General features: G+C 48.7%; 10 protein-coding genes, 1 tRNA gene and 3 pseudogenes. 7 read left to right on the top strand and 7 right to left on the bottom strand.

The window, feature by feature from the left end; all coding sequences use genetic code 11:
* Positions 1 to 959: 959 nt before the first annotated feature.
* Together H6F51_16735 and H6F51_16730 are read left to right on the top strand one after the other, a co-directional pair.
* Positions 960 to 7,202, top strand: coding sequence for a choice-of-anchor I family protein (locus tag H6F51_16735; GenBank protein ID MBD1824126.1), 6,243 nt, complete (start codon positions 960 to 962; stop codon positions 7,200 to 7,202).
* A 131-nt stretch (positions 7,203 to 7,333) separates the two neighbouring features.
* On the top strand, positions 7,334 to 7,477 hold the full coding sequence (locus H6F51_16730) for a hypothetical protein (GenBank protein MBD1824125.1): 144 nt from the start codon (positions 7,334 to 7,336) through the stop codon (positions 7,475 to 7,477).
* A 101-nt stretch (positions 7,478 to 7,578) separates the two neighbouring features.
* On the opposite strand, the gene H6F51_16725 is transcribed toward H6F51_16730, so the two are convergent.
* From H6F51_16725 to H6F51_16695, 7 genes and pseudogenes are all read right to left on the bottom strand, one after another.
* Positions 7,579 to 9,021: an S-layer homology domain-containing protein gene (locus tag H6F51_16725; protein MBD1824124.1), complete on the bottom strand. Its 1,443-nt coding sequence runs from the start codon at positions 9,019 to 9,021 to the stop codon at positions 7,579 to 7,581.
* Between the two features lie 505 nt (positions 9,022 to 9,526).
* On the bottom strand, positions 9,527 to 11,134 hold the full coding sequence (locus H6F51_16720) for a response regulator (protein MBD1824123.1): 1,608 nt from the start codon (positions 11,132 to 11,134) through the stop codon (positions 9,527 to 9,529).
* Between the two features lie 135 nt (positions 11,135 to 11,269).
* Positions 11,270 to 11,995 (bottom strand): annotated as a pseudogene (locus H6F51_16715) (GAF domain-containing protein).
* A gap of 135 nt (positions 11,996 to 12,130) precedes the next feature.
* Positions 12,131 to 12,613 (bottom strand): annotated as a pseudogene (locus H6F51_16710) (PAS domain S-box protein).
* Between the two features lie 324 nt (positions 12,614 to 12,937).
* Positions 12,938 to 13,537 (bottom strand): annotated as a pseudogene (locus H6F51_16705) (GAF domain-containing protein).
* A 13-nt stretch (positions 13,538 to 13,550) separates the two neighbouring features.
* Positions 13,551 to 13,784: a helix-turn-helix transcriptional regulator gene (locus tag H6F51_16700; protein ID MBD1824122.1), complete on the bottom strand. Its 234-nt coding sequence runs from the start codon at positions 13,782 to 13,784 to the stop codon at positions 13,551 to 13,553.
* A gap of 467 nt (positions 13,785 to 14,251) precedes the next feature.
* Positions 14,252 to 14,323: transfer RNA gene (locus tag H6F51_16695), tRNA-Val, on the bottom strand.
* A gap of 169 nt (positions 14,324 to 14,492) precedes the next feature.
* Here H6F51_16695 and H6F51_16690 point away from each other — a divergent pair.
* From H6F51_16690 to H6F51_16670, 5 genes are all read left to right on the top strand, one after another.
* Positions 14,493 to 15,518: a ParM/StbA family protein gene (locus H6F51_16690; protein MBD1824121.1), complete on the top strand. Its 1,026-nt coding sequence runs from the start codon at positions 14,493 to 14,495 to the stop codon at positions 15,516 to 15,518.
* Complete coding sequence (locus H6F51_16685) at positions 15,500 to 15,754, top strand: hypothetical protein (GenBank protein MBD1824120.1); 255 nt, start codon at positions 15,500 to 15,502, stop codon at positions 15,752 to 15,754. Before H6F51_16690 ends, H6F51_16685 begins: the two co-directional genes overlap by 19 nt.
* Positions 15,755 to 15,889: 135 nt before the next feature.
* A complete protein-coding gene (locus tag H6F51_16680; GenBank protein ID MBD1824119.1) occupies positions 15,890 to 16,900 on the top strand; it encodes an ABC transporter permease in 1,011 nt (336 codons plus the stop codon).
* Positions 16,893 to 17,783 (top strand): ABC transporter permease, encoded by an 891-nt coding sequence (locus H6F51_16675; protein ID MBD1824118.1) that lies wholly within the window; start codon positions 16,893 to 16,895, stop codon positions 17,781 to 17,783. The genes H6F51_16680 and H6F51_16675 overlap by 8 nt, the downstream gene beginning before the upstream one ends.
* A gap of 42 nt (positions 17,784 to 17,825) precedes the next feature.
* Entirely contained in the window at positions 17,826 to 18,290 is a 465-nt protein-coding gene (locus tag H6F51_16670; protein ID MBD1824117.1) for a tetratricopeptide repeat protein, read from the top strand.
* Positions 18,291 to 18,540: the final 250 nt, after the last annotated feature.

Below are 18,540 nucleotides of genomic sequence, written 5' to 3'. Positions count from 1 at the left end.
CGTTATACTCAGACCAGTTGCGGATGCGGTAGCTCATCGCTGTGAAGGCTTGTTGGTGGTACTTCAAACCTATCACGTCGCCGCTCCGCAACCCCTATTCATGCAACAACGCCGGTTCCCAATATAAGTAGGATCAAAATTTCAGATGAGCTTTGGCGAAATGTAAATATTGAATTTCAATCAACACTGCTGACCTGGCATAAGTGCAACTGTTACCACCTTAATTCACACGGTGATAACACTCGAAAGCGCCAATTCAGCGGCACTTTGGCTTACTGTTACCACCGTTATCACCTATTTCTTCGCCGCTTCGTAGCTCTTGAGCTTGTCCGTGTTGAAGAAGTACGATTATTCTACATTCCGGTTAGCCTGACAATGTCCTAGAAAGTATTTGCGACACAATCAGAGGAATCTGGATGCGCGCGATCTGCTCAACCAGCTTTGCCAGAAAACGATCGCATCCATCGCCGGATACTGGTTCATCTTATCTGTAGCAGGTATTAATTGAGATGGTCTGAGTTCTTTAGATAACGCTGCATAGCCTTCGGCTCTGATCGTGGTGATGGCGACACGGATGGGCTTGCGAGAACTGAATGCAGCGATTAAGTCGGCTGCTAGATGGTGTTTTCATCAGAGTTCTACGGTATCACTTCATACAATCTTTATTGTCTTTGTGTTCGTGATTACATAGCTACCTGTTTTTCTCAATGTAGAGTTTTTGCGTGAGTAACAACACTGAAAGGAGTATCAGTCCTTAATGACATTTAGGTTCAAATCCCATTCTGCAACTCCTAGTACCTAGCCGATTTCTACTCACTATTTGTAGATTCAGGCTGGAGAATCAATTTTTACAATTCGGCAAAAAGAAGCCCCCTACATCTTCAAGATTTCCACTGCTTCGCAGGTGTTGGGGCAATTTGTCATGTCCGTGTTACTTGTTCTTCGTGTTGTGATTTTCTATGGCACCCACAATTCTTAATCCCGGTGATATTGCGATCGTTGGCTATATTAACAACGGCAATCCTGACTCTTTCTCTTTCGTGAATCTCGTTCCGATCGACGCTGATACAGTTATTTACTTCACAGATAACGGTTGGACTGGCTCTGCTTTCAGAGGCGTGACGGCTAGCGATGCTGATGGAAATGAAAATCTGATTAAATTTACTGCTACTCTAGATATTCCTGCTGGTACTGTCATTCGGAGTATTGACACATCCACTAGCTTCACTTGGGCAAAATCTGGACCGATCGCGTCAGGAGCATCAGGGAGTTATGCAGATCTCTCTCTAGCTCAGGGAACGGGAACGAGCGGGGATCAACTTGCTGCTGTTCAATCCACAGGTAACAATCCTTTGCTGTCAGGATTCACCCCAATTTACCAGATTGATTACACAGGGACATTTGAAAACGCCACGACTTCCAATACAGGCAATGTGATTCCAGGGTTGTCCCAAGGTGGCAACACTACTGTTTTATTTAGCAATGGGGCAACCTATGCTGCCTTTAACTTCAGCACACTCACCAGTAGAACTAAAGAACAGTGGCGAGCTGCGATTAATGATCCAGCAAACTGGACATTTAGTAACACTGGAACAGTCCTACCCACTGGCAGCCTTACTGTCAACAGTAGTGCAGCAATTCCCAGCGTCAACTTGTCGGTTAGCACCACAACGGGTTCTGAAGCGGGTACTACAGCAATCACGGTGACTGCTACGGCTTCTAGCGCGGTTACAGGTGATCAAACTGTGAACTTGGGCGTAGCTGGCACAGGCATTACAGTAGGAGACTATACCCTCAGTAATCCGATCATCACCATTCCAAATGGCGCAACCAGCGGTTCTGTTAGCTTCACAGTAGTCGATGATGCTTTGATAGAAGGAACAGAAACGGCGGTTCTATCTATTAGTAATCCCTCTGCAGGACTTGTACTTGGGGATACAACGATTCAAAACATTACGATCGCAGATAATGATGCTCCGTTAGTTCCCAGCGTTAGTATTACTGCAACAGATGCCAATGCAGCCGAATCGGGTACGACGGTGAATACTGGTAGCTTCACGATCACTCGAACAGGAGATACAACGGCAGCATTGACTGTTACCTACACAGCGGGAGGAACCTCAACCAATGGCAGCGATTACAACAACCTACCTGGAACAGTAACGATTCCAGCAGGGCAAAGCTCCGCAACCCTGACGATTACTCCTGTGAATGATGGCAACACCACTGAAGGTAACGAAACCGTCATTCTGAATTTGGTGGATGGAGCCGCTTACGATCTGGGGTCAACGAGCAGTGCTACAGTGACGATCGCTGATAACACCACCGGATCGCTCAAGAAAGTCGGAGGCTTGAACAGTCCCAATGGCGCAGAGATTCCGGCGTTTGATCCAGGTAGCCAACGCTTGTTTGCAGTCGCTGGAGCGACGGTTGACATCTACAATATCAGCAACACAGGCGCACTGACTTCGATCGGCACCCTCGCACCTGGCTTTACGCCGCCTGCTGGAACAGCAGCCATTCCCAACAGTGTGGCGACCAAAAATGGCATTGTTGCGGTTGCCTATGCGATTCAAAATACGACAACCAATGCTCAATTGCCGGGACGAGTGAGTTTCTTTAAGGCATCGGATGGCAGTTTCCTAAATTCGATCGAAGTTGGCTACCTACCAGATATGCTCACCTTCACGCCGGATGGAACCAAAGTGCTGACGGCAAACGAAGGAGAACCCAACAGTTACGGACAAGCGAACTCGTTTGACCCCGAAGGCTCGATCAGTATTATCAATCTGGCAAATGGTGTTGCCAATGCAATGGTGCAAACGGCTGGCTTCACAGCATTCAATAGCAAAATTAATGCTTTGAAGGCAGCAGGTGTGCGAATTTATGCTCCAGGAGCCACAGTTGCTCAAGATTTAGAACCGGAATATATTGCGTTCTCCGGAGATGGCACTAAAGCTTATGTCACCTTACAGGAAAACAATGCGATCGCGATCGTAGACATCGCAACTGCAACCGTGACTGACATTAAGCCTCTAGGAGCAAAAAATCATAATCTTCCTGGTAACGGCATCGATCCAAGCGATCAAGATGGTGGCATTAACATTCGCAATGTGCCTGTGTTTGGATTGTATCAACCTGATGCGATCGCAAGCTTTGCTGTCAATGGTCAGACCTACTACATCACGGCGAATGAAGGAGATTCCCGTAACTATCCTGGCTTTAACGAGGAAGTGCGGGTTGGCAGCAGCAGCTATGTTCTCGATCCCACTGTGTTTCCCAATGCTGCAACCTTGAAGCAGAATGCTAATTTGGGTCGGTTGCAGTTAACGAATGCAACCGGAGATATTGATGGGGATGGAGATATCGATCGCATCGAAGCGCTTGGTGCGAGGTCTTTCTCTATTTGGGATGCGAGTGGAAATCAGGTCTTTGATAGCGGGGATCAATTGGAGCGTATCACCGCTGCTCAGGTTCCGAGCGTTTTTAACTCCGATGGCAGTTTTACGTCACCAAACTTCGATACTCGCAGCGATAACAAAGGACCAGAACCAGAAGGTGTGGTCATTGGCGTTGTGAACGATCGTACCTATGCCTTCATTGGTTTGGAGCGAACGGGAGATGTGGTAGTTTACGAAGTCACCGACCCGACGAAGCCCCAATTCATTGAGTATATTAACTCCCCAGCAGATGTGAGTCCAGAGGGTCTTACATTCATCTCAGCGGCAGATAGTCCCACGGGTAAACCCTTGCTTGTGACTGCAAATGAAGTCAGCCAAACCGTAGCAGTGTTTGAGTTTACGCCGCCTATTCGGATTAGTGACATTCAAGGCGCTGGTCACATTTCCTCCTTCAATGGCAAAGATGTGAACAATGTCCAAGGGATTGTCACCGCCGTTGCGAGTAACGGATTTTATTTACAAGATCCCATTGCCGATAATGACATCCGCACCTCGGAAGGTATCTTTGTTTTCACCAGTTCTCGTCCAACGGTTGTTGTGGGTGACGCTGTGCAGGTCAGTGGTCGAGTCACTGAATTCCGTCCTGGTAACAATGCCAATAACTTGACGACAACGCAGATTACCAATCCCACCATTAACAAAATATCGTCCGGTAACGCGCTACCTGCCACGATCGCTCTAGGCAACGGAGGGCGCACCATTCCAACATCGATCATTGAAAACGATGCCAGCAATGTGGAAAACAATGGCATCTTTGATCCAACGCAGGATGGCATCGACTTTTACGAAAGTCTGGAAGGGATGCGGGTGCAGATTAATAACCCTTTTACTACCAGCCCTACTAATAGCTTTGGCGAAGTCTGGGTATTGGCAGACAACGGCGCTAATGCAACCAGCCAAACTGCACGCGGCGGTAGCTTGATCAACCCAACCGACTTCAACCCGGAACGGATTCAAATTGATGACAATCTGTTTACTGGTGGAATGCCAGAGGTTAATGTTGGAGCGCAACTCGGCACGATCGTAGGTGTGGTGAACTATAACTTCAACAACTATGAAGTGTTGCCCTCTACTGCGCCAACGGTCGTGACTCCCAGTTCTTTGACTAAGGAAGTTACCTCCCTCGTGGGCGATCCTAATCGGCTCACGGTTGCGACCTTCAACGTCGAGAACCTTGATCCGGGGGATAGTGCTGCTGAGTTCAATAGGCTGGCGAGTGCGATCGTCACAAATCTAAAATCTCCCGACATCATCAATCTTGAAGAAATTCAGGACAATAATGGTTCAACGAATGATTCTGTGGTTGATGCGAGCGTGACTTATCAGACTTTGATCAACGCGATCGCAGCCGCAGGAGGTCCCACCTACCAATATCGTCAGATTAATCCGGTCGATGACACCAACGGTGGAGAACCGGGTGGAAACATCCGAGTTGGGTTCCTGTACAATCCGCAGCGGGTTACATTTGTCGATCGTCCAGGTGGCACCTCAATCTCCAACACCATAGTTACAGATGTCGGAAATGATGGCATTCCTGATCTGTCTGCTAGCCCTGGTCTGATCGATCCTACCAATTCTGCTTTCAATGTGAGTCGTAAACCCTTAGTTGGTGAGTTTGTTTTCAACGGACAGACCGTTTATGTCATTGGCAACCACTTCAACTCAAAGGGAGGCGATCAACCCCTATTTGGCCCCAATCAACCGCCAACCTTGAGTAGCGAAGTTCAGCGCAATCAACAGGCGACGATCGTCAAGAACTTTGTTCAAAGTATTTTGGCGATCAACCCTAACGCCAACGTTATTGTTGCTGGCGACTTGAATGACTTTGAGTTCTCCAATCCACTCAACATTCTCAAAAGTGGTGGACTCAATAATCTGATTGAAACGTTGCCTGCAAACGAACGGTATACCTACAACTTTGAAGGGAATGCTCAAACGCTGGATCACATCTTAGTGAGCAAAAATCTGCTCAATCAATTAAATGGGTTTGATGTTGTTCACATTAACTCTGAGTTTGTTGATCAAGTCAGCGATCACGATCCCTCAGTCGCTCGATTCCTCTTTAACAGTGCTCCTACCGCTCTAGCCTTGAGCACAACAAGCCTTGATGAGAATGTTTCGGCGAACACAGTTGTTGGCACATTCTCATCAACCGATTTTGATCCGGGTAACACCTTCACTTACAGTCTGGTTTCTGGAACTGGAGATACTGACAACACTCAATTCACCATTAACAGCGATCAACTGCAAATCAATCTCTCCCCAGATTTTGAAACAAAGTCTACCTACAGCATTCGAGTGCGTACGACCGATCAGGGTGGATTGAGTTTAGACAAGGTTCTGACGATCGCCATTAACGATCGAAATGATGCGCCTGTTCTCAATTCCATTCAGGTGCAAAACTTCGCCGCGATCGATGAAGATCCGGCTACCAATCCTGGAACCCGCCTCTCTACGATCTTGGCGAACTCAGTTGTTGACCAGGATGCTGGAGCATTGCAGGGAATTGCCGTTATCGGAACAACAGGTTCTGGTTCCTGGCAATACTCCATCAACAGTGGTACAAGCTGGACTGACTTTGGCAGTGTCAAGGATAACTCAGCCTTGCTGCTAGATGCTAATATTCTAATGCGGTTCAACCCCGCGCTTGATTACAACGGCACGATCAACCTCAACTTCCGAGCTTGGGATCAAACCAGTGGCACGGCTGGAAACAAAGTAGATACCAGCTTGAATGGGGGATCAACCGCTTTCAGCAAAGAGAGCGCAGTTTCTAGCCTAACGATCAACCCTGTCAACGATGCTCCCATCAATACGGTTCCTGGTGCTCAAACCGCGACTCAGGATTCTTTCCTAACCTTCTCTTCGATAGAAGGAAATATGATTTCTATCAATGATGTCGATGCAAATGGTGGTGTGGAGCAGGTCAAACTGTCAGTTAATAACGGCTTCTTAAGCTTAGGCAACACCAATGGACTGACGGTGATCAACGGTAGCGACAACTCGGCTGCAATCACGATTCAAGGGACATTAACTGACCTCAATAACGCTCTCAATGGCTTGAAGTTTACTCCAGATGCCCCATCCGTGATTAATGGCTCTGTTACCCTCACCATTCAAACCAATGATTTGGGTAACACTGGAACAGAGGGAGCGAAGACTGATACCGATACCATCACGATCGCGATCAACCCTGCCAATTTGATTCGGGGCACTGTTAAAAACGGCACTCTTCAGGGCACTGCTGGAGCCGACACGATCTACGCTGGTTCTGGCAACTACAAAATCTATGGAAATGGCGGAAATGACATTCTGCTAGGTAGAGATGGCAATGATGAGCTATATGGTGCCGCTGGCAGTGACTACATCGATGGCGGCAACGGCAACGATAAAATCTACGCCTATGGTGGTAACAACGCCATCTATGGTAGAGCTGGCAACGACACGATCTATGTTGGTTCTGGTATCAACCTGATCGATGGCGGTTTAGGAAATGACACGATCTACCTAAGCGGTGGTCAAGATACGATCGCGTTGACTCGTGGCAGTGGAATTGACACCCTCTACAATTACTCAGCAGGCTCGACTCGCTTTAATCTAACGGCTGGCTTAACTTACAATGACCTCACAGTATTACAAGACGGCAGCAATACGCTGATTAGAGCGGGATCAGAGAAACTTGCTTCCCTAATTGGAGTTCAAGCATCTAGCATTACTTCTAGCAGTTTCCTGGGAGTGTAATTGGCGGGGGAGTTTGACGCGATTATAAGATTCTGGCCTGAATCTAAAAGGCTATGTTTCCCTGGCATTGTCAGGTTAACCGGAATGTAGAATAATCGTACTGCTTCAACTCCGTTCGCATCCGCTTACCCATGTATTCCCGTCATCGCTATCTGGCGAAATTATTAGCTACTGTGTCTAGCTTTACACCGAATCAAGTTGGAGAGGAGCCAGATGATTTTAACGAATCATGTCCGATTCTGAAGCCGAGTCAGGGAGCCGCCTCCCTGACTTAGGCTAACTATACCTAACCCTAGCAGGGTTAGGTATAGTTATGTTTGTCATCTTGATGGCCAAACAGTTTGTTACAATTCGCTTTCAAAGTGCACAACACCGTCTAGCGATTTCCAGGTGTTCTTCCAGCTTCATCGTTACTACCACCGTGAGGACGAGAGTTACCAGGATCGCACCCTTCTGATCCATTTCCGATTCCCTGATTGCAGTGCTGCTTGCCCGTCGGCTTAGAACGGCTGCTGATTTCTTCTGATTGAATGATATAGGGGGAGGAAATTTTTTCAACTTTCCCAGTGCTTGCTAGGAATTGGTAGACGAAGGCACTGACTTCTGATCGAGTCACCACACGAGTTAAGTCAAGCCGACTGGTTTGGGGATAGCTGACAATAATTCCTCGCTCTGTCAAAGCAGCAATCAAAGAGCGATACTGGACAGGAATAGTTGCTGCATCACTGTATACTGACAAAATCTTCTCAACAGAGCCGCTTACTGTCGTGTAATTGAGTGAAGTTGCCAACGCAACCAAGATGTCTAGGCGGGTGAGACGGCTGTTCGGGTTGAATTGATTCTCTGCGTTTACACCCAAGAAACCCATCTCATACGCTTTGCTGATGGCACTGTAAGCCCAGTAGCTCTCAGAAACATCTTGAAACGCGATCGCGTTTCGCATTTTAGCCTGCTCAAAGGCTTTGCGAATCACTGCTGCAAATTGTGCTTTGGTCATGACTTCCTCAGGACGGAAACTGCCATCTGGAAAGCCTTCAACGATCGTCAGCTTAGCCAGTTCAGAGATAAATGAACTCGCCCAGTAGCTTGTCGAGACATCTGTAAAGCTCATCATTGTCGCGCTGGTAGCAGTTGTGGTGCTACTTTGTGACATTGAAGCTGTGCTGCTGGAGCTTTGTTCTGCACTAGCCATAGTTTCAGCATTGCTCATACTCTGAGTGCCCATGCTTTGAGTGCTGGTCATACTCATACTCTGAGTGCTGGTCATACTCATACTCTGAGTGCTGGTGCTCATTACGGTTTGCGATCGAGTAACCTCAGCAGTGGATTGGGCAATCAGCCTTTGGGACATTGCTTCGTCGTAGGAGATCGTTGAGCCAGATGCGCTACTGTAGTAGACCCAATACTGCTGCTCGCGCATCACAACGACTTTATAGCCTTGCGCCATTGCTTGAAGGCAACGCATTTGTCCGCTGGTTAACTCTAAGCAACCATTAGACCAGTCGTACTGTTCGACGTTAACAATCCGCAAGGTCGCGATATCTGCACCAGTCCGTTTTGCTGCATCTTTGAGAACAGCAGAAGAAACCGATTTGGGCAGCTTCTTGACCTCATCATCCTCACGTTCTTTCTTGTCGTCATCTTTCAATTGGCTGCTGGCATCAGCAAGCGGCTGTACATGAGATTGTGAAGCCACCGAAGCTGCATCGAGTTGACCAATTTGTGAAGGTGTTGCTGAAACACCTTTAGCTTGAGCAAGCACGAGAATAGCGGCTGCTAAAGTAGCATTACCGAGGAAAGCAAAATAGTTTTGGCTCATAACTCCCACACTGAAATGCGTGTTGAGGGTGACATTAAGCGGAGTAGTTTTTTACTCTCACTAAGCAAGCATTGTGTAAAATTATACTCAGTGAGTCGAGAGTGATTTTACGGAATCTACTTCAGTTCGGTCAAGCCTGAATCAGTCGTAAAATGCACAGTTTATCGCGCCCGCTAGAATGAGCTAATTTTGGGAACTTTGAACCTAAAAAATATTCTGGAGAACAGAGAGGGATTGAATCGTCTCAAATTGGTTGTGTTGCAAAAATGGTAAGGTGGGGAAGCCTAATCTTCTCTAGCACTACAGTTGTAGATATTGAATTAAAAATTATATTTTATCTAGAATCGACGCAATACAAGCATTATTGGGAACGCTCATGACGCTTGCCCTTTCGCAAATTGCCCTGAGTGAAGCCGATGTCGAAATAAATCATTTTCAGCTAAATATTAGAATAGCGAGAGGGCTATAACCAAAGGAAAAGCTGAAGGTAGAGTGTTGCTAAGCTTCAAGGCGATCGCTCAGCAGACTGAGTTAGGCGAGAAATCACTTGAATTAATCTCTCTGGTTCGATTGGTTTTGAGAGATGCTGTTGAAATCCTGCTTGCAGGGCTTGTTGCTGGTTGAAGTCGCCTGCATAAGCAGTGAGCGCGATCGCCCGAACTTGTCCCCCTTGCTCGAGTGGCAGCGCTCTCACCTGTCGCATCAGCATATAGCCATCCATATCTGGCATACCGATGTCACTCAGCAGCACCGTTGGTTTAGCTTGAATGAGCAGGGTTAATGCTTCACTAGCGGTCGTTGCAGTAAGTACGGTTGCGCCCGCTTGCTCCAACACAAACGCCACGAACTCTCGTGAATCCGGTTCATCATCTACAACCAAGACTTGAATCCCATTTAAGTCAGAAGATGGCTCTGACGATCGACTATCGGGATCGGTGATCGCCTGGATGGGCATGAGTGGCAACCTGACGGTAAAGGTTGCGCCCTTCCCAATCCCAGGACTTTCGACTGCGATTGTGCCACCGTGTAGTTCGACTAAATGCCGCACGATCGCCAGCCCTAATCCCAGTCCTCCGAATTTTCGAGTTGTTGCTGCATCAGCTTGACGGAAGTAGTCGAATACATAGGGGAGAAAGTCAGGCGCGATTCCTTGCCCAGTATCGCTGATACTGATTAGGGCATAGGAATCTAATTGCTCTAATTGAATGTTGACCTGTCCCCTTGCTGGCGTAAATTTCACGGCATTAGAGAGCAGATTCCACATCACTTGCTGTAACCGAGTGGCATCACCTGCAACCAAACCCGTCTCCGCAAAGCTTGCTTCCAGGCGGATTGATTTGGCTTCTGCCGCTAGCCGTACTGTTTCCATCGCCGCTTCGATGATGGAGGACAGATTGATCGAACTAACGTTCAGGTTGAGCTTTCCTTGGAGAATCCGAGAAACATCCAGCAGATCTTCAATCAATTCCGATTGCAATTTGGCATTGCGTTCGATCGTCTGCAGTGCCTGCTGGGCTTTGGCTGCGTCTAGCTTGCCGCTCTGCAGGAGTTTTGCCCAACCTAATATCGGATTGAGGGGCGATCGCAATTCATGCGATAACACTGCCAAAAACTCATCCTTAATTCGATTGGCGCGATCGGCTTCGGTGCGGGCGGCTTGCTCGCGGGCTAAGAGTTGTTCCCGTTCGGCAGCAGTCTGGCGTTGTTCAATCAGGTCAGCGGCTTGGCGAGCGAGCAGATCCAGAAACCGCAACTCGCGATTGGCTTTGCCAAGCTCCGAAGGATCGCTGGGGTGGTGATGGTCATGCCAATGGGTTGAAACCATGCCGATTAGTTTGCCTGCACGGGTGATCAGCGGAGTAGATTGTCCACAGAGGTACCCAGCCTCCACATGCAGTCGCATTGAACCGCTGGGGTCTTCACTCTCGGGCACATCAAAGTTGACAAAAGTGCGAGCACCGTTCTTAAGAGCAATACCGCAGGACGTATTAAAACTTGCATTCACCCGGTAGAAGGACTCGCGGATTGTTTGTTCAAAGCCCTGCGTGGCAAGCAGTACCAGATCTTGCGTCGCTTCGTCGAAGATTTGCACTGTGCCAGCATCTGCCTGCATGAGCGCGATCGCCGTAGACAAAATCTCCTGGTACAGGGTTTCAATATCGCCTTCGATCACCAGTCTCACCCCCAGTTCGCGGAGTCGCTGCGTATCTTGGAGGTCTGCTGCGACAATTGCTTCAGCGCGGGCGCGATCGACTGCCGCCCAAGTCCGCTCGGCAACTTCTTCGGCTAGAGCCACTTCATCCTCTGTCCAAGCGCGCGGTTCAGACGTGTGGACTGCCAGCCCTGCGACGAACTCGCCGTCCTTAACTAGCGGGATGCTGATGTGGGCACCAATTTGGATGGCGGTGTAAGCCGATCTCAGAGCCGGAGACAGGTAGGGATCTGTTGACACATCCGACACACATACGGTACGACCCGCACGGAAATCCGCGAGCAGTTGAGAGCCGAACGAATCAATCGGGTAGCCACCAATAAGTGCTACGGCACCATTGACGTAATCGCGTTCAACGACGTAATCAGCACCGCGAACCTCAAAGTATGCGACACGGTTTGCATTAAGATATTCACCCAGTACACGGGTAGCAGTTGCTTGAATCTCTACCGGGTCGGCAAGGGGGCGGAGCGCATCGGCGAGAGAGAGGCGAAAAGCATCCAATTTGGCGGCAAGGTGTAACCTCTCTTCTGCTTGTTTGCGATCGGTGATGTCTTGAAAGACGACGGCAACACGGCGGCTGTTCTTATCACCCACTTTGAAGACGTAGAAGTCATACCATTTTTGATTTGGCTCAGCGTATTGCTCTAAGCGATTGCCCTTGCCTGTGCGAGCCACGCGACCGAAGATTTCATACCAGTAGGGTTCATAAGCTGGGTCAATCTCGCTCAGCCGTCGTCCGGTGAAATCTTGCCCCACCATTCGAGTTGCCGCTGGATTTGCATCTATATAGAAGATGTCGATCGGCTGGTTGTTCTCGTCAAAAATGACATCAGCGAGAAAATACCCTTCGTCCATCGAACTAAACAGCGTCCGGTACTTCGCCTCGCTCGCCTTTAGTGCCGCCTCAGCCCGCTTGCGATCAGTGACATCAAGCACCACTGCCACAACCGATTGCGGCTTCCCAGTGCGATCGTAGATCGGAGAGACATAGTTATTGACCCAGACGATCGAGCCATCCTTGCGAATGTAGCGCTTCTCGATCTCAAACGGTGCTCCTTCAGTCACCAGGCGATTGTAGAGTTCGACATTACCTGGCAAATCATCTGGATGGGTAATGTCAGCCATTCGCAATCGACTCAGTTCGGCGGCAGAATAACCTGTGATATCACAATATTTCTGATTCACGATCGTCAGGTTGCCGCCAATCTCGCTGTACGCCACGCCCGTCACTGCCTGGTTGACAATAGTTCGATACCGCTCTTCTGACTGCCGTAAGCGCTCCTCCGCCTGTTTGCGTTTGTCTTCGCTCTGCCTGCGTGCGGTAATGTCCCGTGAAACACACAACAGCCGTTCAACTTGCCCCGCTGCTCCTCGAATGGGACTGACCTTGCTATCCCACCATCTAGGTTCACCGCTCAGCGTCGGACGATAGCCTTGAAAGGTGCCAACTTCGCCTGCTCTGGCTTTGGCGATCGCCTCGATTGCCGCTTGCTGATCGGCTCCCTGCCAAAACTCAGCCCAAGACGTGTTGAGAAAGGACGTGATATCCTCGATGCCCAGCAATGCTTGCCCTGGCTGGCTCATGAACAAAAGCCGCCCCTCTAAGTCCAACACCTTGATGCAGTCATCGCTACTGTCAAGGATCTGCTGATTGAACTGCTCGTGGCGCAACACGGTTGCTGCCGTCTGGCTCATCTTTTGTAGACTGTGCAGGGCAGAAGCCGCAAAGCCGCCCAGGCTCATCATCAGCCGCTGATCCTCGGGATCAAAACGCCGCCCCTCGCGATGCGACACAATCCAAAGCGTGCCCAGGGCTTGATCGTTGATGCATAGAGGAATGAGCAATCCTTCCACGACCGAGAACTGTGGGTGATACAAATAGGTAAAAAACCGCTCAGGATAGCTGTATAGCTGGGGCTGGTTACAAGCAAGGGTTGTGCCACAAGGACTAAAGTTGCCGGGAGTCGTGCTCTGCTCTAACGCTTCTAGCGCACCCGCGATCGCCACCCACCGGAAAACCGATGTCCCATCTGGCGCAGTTTCGAGCAAGCTAACCCCCACCGTATCGGCTCGACAAAGATCGAGTGCCAAGCGAACAAGCGTTTTCAACATGGACTGTGGATCGTCCATCAGGTGTTGAGCAAGGGTGCGAAGCGCTTGGTTTTCCGCTTCAAAATCAGGCACTCGGGTGGGGCGACTCGCCAGCACCCCTGTCATGAGGACGTCTGCCTCAGTGATTTCCCGAGAACTTGGGGTGGAGTCTCTGTCTGCAAGACCAGAGCGGTGGAGGGTATCTGTCATCGGCTCTGTGTCCTCACTCGGAGAAGTATTTGACAAGCAAATCTTTGCCACTATCGCCCATCTCAACGAGCAAGTGTTCAATCTGCTTCAACACGACCGGCAAGGGCTTGGTTCGTCCATTTTCCCAGCGGTTGACGCTTTGGAATGAAACGCCTAACCTCGCAGCAAAATTGGTTTGCGAGAGTTCTAGGCGTTGTCGTGTTTCTCGCACCAGATCTGCTAGCTCTGTTCGATCGATCGTAGGCATAGGGTACGAATCATTAAATTACCTTTACCACCAATACCATGTGGTATATCGAGCAGCTTCTCTCATATGACATAACGATCGTATGACTCTTGCCGCAACGCGCTACTGATTAAGCTTTTATTTGTAGCTTCTAGGTTCGCAATTTGCTGCCGGAGAGAAATAGCCTGTTCTTGTAGTTCTCTCATGGACGGATTCGAGCTATGACTCGATTGAGATCTACGACTGCTTGTTTCGGAACGCACAATACGGCTGATGCGATCGAGCGTGTCCATGTTTAAATCATCCTGAGATACAGATTGTGTTTGTACGCCATTGCGCTTTTCAAACCCAAACACTTTTCAAACCCAAACAAATGTGTGTGAGAACCGTATTATAAGCGTTCCAGTTAATTAAGTCGGCTTCTCACACAACAAAGTTGGCTGCATCAATCTGGGCATTCACAACTTTTTATGGAGACCTGGAATCTATGGGCGATACTGGATTTGAACCAGTGACCCCATCCGTGTGAAGGATGTGCGCTACCCCTGTGCCAATCGCCCGAATCTTTATAAAGATATCACAGATTGCTTCCGATCGATCAAGCGCAATCCTTAAAAATCAAGTTTCGCAAAATTCTTTGTCCCCAGGTTGACACTACCAGTAAAACCGAATATAGTACCGATGTACTAAATACACTTGTATTGCCCTTATCTTGTTGAGGAAAACGCCATGAACGGATTAGGCACTCGCAGCAGACCCCGGAAAGAAACCACTGGAACTGTGTCCCATCGTACGATCGCACTTGATGCTGGCAACTACGATCTCAAGTTTTGGAACGGAGCAGGACATCCAAGAGCGATTCGATCGATGAGGTTTCAATTACCGCAAGGACGTGATCCGGTGCGTTATTCTGACCAGTCGCCGCTGATTGAGTTGCCGGATGGAACTCGCTATCATTTTGGCACACAAGCGTACAAATATCGCCGTCAACAGCAGACGGTTGTAGAGAATAAAGTTGATCTAGCAAGATTGCATCTATATGCCTGTTTGGAGTCTGAGCGGGATGAGGAGATGAGCCAGTTTCCGCTGCACGTTTATGCCTCTACGCCTGATCCGAGCCGCAATGCAGACACGATCAAATCTCAACTGCTGGGAATGCACGAATTTAAACGGAATGGTATTCCGTTTAGAATTACAGTCGAGCACGTTGAAGTAGAACGCGAAGGAATTGGAGCTTATCGCTATGCTCAACAGTTAGGACTCATTCCTGATAGTGGTTATACGATCGTCGTTGATATCGGTGGTGGAACGTGGCTAACACGACTGATTGATGCGGAAGGAGATGTGATCGATGAAAACGTGATGGATCGAGGAGGATCGTATGAGCTTGCAACAGCGATTAGCTTCGATCGACGGCTAATTGATGCGTTGGGAACCACAGTTGATCCAGCAATTGTGATGGATGGATTCAAATCGGGGCATACCTATGCGGATACAGGATTATCCTGGTCGCTCTGGCTGGAAGAGTATCTTGATCCTTGGTTTAAGGGAATTTTTCAAACAATCAAAGCACAGTACACGCCTTATATGCCGCGCGTCACCCGGTTTTTGGTCACAGGCGGAAGCTCACACCTAATTGCAGAACGACTCGCAGGGCGAAAGTTATTTGCAGTGATGCCTGATCCGCAGTTTGCCAATGTTCGAGGATTGTACCCGGTCGCTGAAGGGTGGCAGCTATGTATGACAACAAAATAAGACTCAGCAAAGATGTGATCGAAAAGGCAGAATTGATTGCCACAGAATGGGGATTGAAGAATGCAAGAGCAGCGATCGAAGCTGTATTTCGCAAGTATGCAGATGATTATCTGTATGGACGATCACAAGGAACCTCTGTGATTCAAAGATCACAACCGATGATAGCGGTTGATCGCGATAGTCAGTCAGTTCCGTGTGAAGCGATCGAGGAGCTGGATGATTTGTTAGGACTTTAGTTAGGACTTTAGAGCGATTGGGCTGAACGGTATCTAAAGATGCTCTAAATCTTTAGATGCCGTTTTTTATGCGGCATTGAATGATTTATCAGTCAGATTTATCTATAAATTTGATACAGGCAAATTCATAAATCTATGTCGCAATATATTCTAAGACGACTTCTTGGCTTGGTTCCTGTTCTATTTGGAATTACATTAGCGGTATTTTTATTGCTGCGATTGATTCCGGGCGATCCGGCGATCGTGCTTGCGGGAGAACGGGCAACGCCAGAGCAAATCGCCGCCTTGCGGACTCAACTAGGACTCGATCGCCCCTTGTGGCTTCAGTATTTCGCGTTTGTGGGCAATCTATTGCAGTTGAAATTAGGCAATAGTATTTTGAGCGGTATTCCCGTGATCGATGAAATTCGATCACGCTGGGCAGCAACCTTTGAATTGTCGACCGCGGCAATTTTGATTGCAATTATTCTCGGAATTCCAGCCGGAATCATTGCTGCCGTACAGAAAAATCGCTGGCAAGACCAAGTGACGATCGCGGGGTCATTGCTCGGTGTGTCGCTTCCGGTGTATTGGCTGGGATTGTTGCTAATTTACCTATTTTCAATCACGTTGCGATGGTTGCCTCCGAGTGGTCGGATTAGCGTTGAGACTGGATTCAACTTTCAACCAATTACCGGATTTTACCTGCTGGATACAGTGTTAAGGTTGAATGCTCCAGCATTGATCGATGTGATCGCGCATCTGATTCTTCCAGCAGTAACGTTAGGGACAATTCCATTGGCGATCGTCGCCCGTATTACCCGAAGCGCGATGTTAGATGTGTTGTCACAGGATTATATCCGGACAGCAAGAGCGAAAGGATTATCGAATTATCTAGTGATTCTGCGTCATGCGTTGAAGAATGCACTGTTACCGATTAATACCACGATCGGGCTTCAGTTCGGAACCTTGCTAGGGGGTGCGATTCTGACAGAGACAATCTTTTCGTGGTCGGGGATCGGCTCTTGGATTTACGAAGGCATTTTGGCGCGAGATTATCCGGTGGTGCAAGGTGGAGTGGTGTTTGTGGCGATCGTCTTCGTATTGATTAATTTAGTCGTGGATCTGTCTTATGCGCTTATTGATCCAAGAGTTCGATATGAGTAGAAACCGCTCTCTTCTGCGATTCTGGCGATCGGCTTCTGGCAGAACTGGGCTGATTCTTACTCTGGTATTGTTTGCACTTGCGCTGCTTGCACCGATTCTTAGACCTTACATTCCCGGAGGCGATCGCGATTTTATTGCCCGATTACAGCCGCCAAGCCCCGTTCATTTACTGGGAACTGATGGACTGGGACGCGATTTATTGACATTGATTTGGCATGGAATTCAGACATCGCTGTTCATTAGCTTGGTTTCGGTGGGAGTTGGAGCCGCAATCGGGGTCTTTTTCGGTTTACTCGCGGGCTATTTTCGCGGTTGGATCGAGGCGCTGATTGTTTGGCTTACAGATATTTTGCTGGCGTTTCCGTCGATTTTGCTAGCGATCGCCATTGTCACTACGGTCGAGAGATTCACCTTCAGAATTAACGATCTAGTCATTTTCAATCACACCCTGACGAGTCTGCAAAAAGTAGTGATTGCGGTCGCGATCGCACAAATTCCGATTTATATTCGCCTCACTCGCAGTCTGGTGCTCTCGCTCCGAGAACAAGATTTCGTGCAGGCGGCAACCGCGATCGGAGCGACAGCACCCCAAATCATTGTGCGGCACATTTTGCCCGGAAGCTTAACTCCGATCATTGTTCAAGCCTCTTTATCATTGGGAACGGCGACGCTCGAAGCAGCCGGTCTAGGCTTTTTGGGGCTGGGGGCACAACCTCCAACTCCAGAACTCGGCACCCTGTTATCTGATGCGTTTCGCAACGGCTACGCGCTGACTTCCCCCTGGACAACGATTTTTCCGGGGTTAGCGATTACGATGATTGTTCTAGCGTTTAACTTATTAGGTGATGGATTGCGCGACGGGTTTGACCCACGATCGCAATAGTCAAAAATGCTATCCTGTGTTTCGTCACCTGTTCCACCCGCTATGAAAGAAATTCAGATTCTACTTGAAGCGCTAAAAGATCCAGACGAAGAAGTGCGATCGGATGCAACTCAGGCGTTGTGGCAGATTTGGTTTGCTCAAAAAGGAGTCGCAGGACTGCAAACGCTACAACGAGCACAGGTGCTACTCGAATCTGGTGAAGCAATGCAGGCGGAAGCCGTGTTATCTGAGTTGATTGAACAATTACCGGATTTTGCAGAGGCCTGGAACCGACGGGCGGTATTGTATTTTGTGCAGCAACAGTACCGCAAAGCGATCGCCGATTGTCAAAAAGCGATCGAGCTAAATCCAATTCACTTCGGCGCGTGGCACGGATTAGGACTATCCTATGCAGCACGAGGGGAATATCGAGAGGCGATCTCTGCGTTTCGGCAGGCGCTAGAGATTCAACCGTATGCGATCGAGAATCAGCGCTTGATTTTGGAATGTACCGCTAAACTGAGCTGAGTTAAACGACGAGATAGCGTAGTCTGGTAATGTTCAGACCTGTGGAAGTTTCTAAACGGGAAGCCCGAATTCATAGCGGTTCATGAATAACCCGATAATACCGAATCAATTTGTTAATGCGACAGATCCTTCGCCCCCTAAATCCCCCATACTGGGGGACTTTGAGAATCCGAAACAGATTTGGCTTGAAGTCCCCCACGAGTGGGGGATTTAGGGGGCTTCCAAGATCTGTAGCACTCAAAAATCAATT

This window comes from Cyanobacteria bacterium FACHB-DQ100 (assembly GCA_014695195.1).
In the GTDB taxonomy this organism is placed as follows: Bacteria; Cyanobacteriota; Cyanobacteriia; order Leptolyngbyales; family Leptolyngbyaceae; genus Leptolyngbya.
The sequence above is the reverse complement of the archived record's forward strand: the minus strand, read 5'-3'. Positions and strand labels throughout refer to the sequence as shown.

Bases quoted from the DNA above. Each gene is read 5' to 3' on its own strand.
- H6F51_16725 (MBD1824124.1), bottom strand. From the start codon at position 9,021: ATGAGCCAAAACTATTTTGCTTTCCTCGGTAATGCTACTTTAGCAGCC.
- H6F51_16720 (MBD1824123.1), bottom strand. From the start codon at position 11,134: ATGCAGGCAGATGCTGGCACAGTGCAAATCTTCGACGAAGCGACGCAA.
- H6F51_16735 (MBD1824126.1), top strand. From the start codon at position 960: ATGGCACCCACAATTCTTAATCCCGGTGATATTGCGATCGTTGGCTAT.
- H6F51_16685 (MBD1824120.1), top strand. From the start codon at position 15,500: ATGTATGACAACAAAATAAGACTCAGCAAAGATGTGATCGAAAAGGCA.
- H6F51_16670 (MBD1824117.1), top strand. From the start codon at position 17,826: ATGAAAGAAATTCAGATTCTACTTGAAGCGCTAAAAGATCCAGACGAA.
- H6F51_16690 (MBD1824121.1), top strand. From the start codon at position 14,493: ATGAACGGATTAGGCACTCGCAGCAGACCCCGGAAAGAAACCACTGGA.
- H6F51_16730 (MBD1824125.1), top strand. From the start codon at position 7,334: ATGTATTCCCGTCATCGCTATCTGGCGAAATTATTAGCTACTGTGTCT.
- H6F51_16680 (MBD1824119.1), top strand. From the start codon at position 15,890: ATGTCGCAATATATTCTAAGACGACTTCTTGGCTTGGTTCCTGTTCTA.
- H6F51_16675 (MBD1824118.1), top strand. From the start codon at position 16,893: ATGAGTAGAAACCGCTCTCTTCTGCGATTCTGGCGATCGGCTTCTGGC.
- H6F51_16700 (MBD1824122.1), bottom strand. From the start codon at position 13,784: ATGCCTACGATCGATCGAACAGAGCTAGCAGATCTGGTGCGAGAAACA.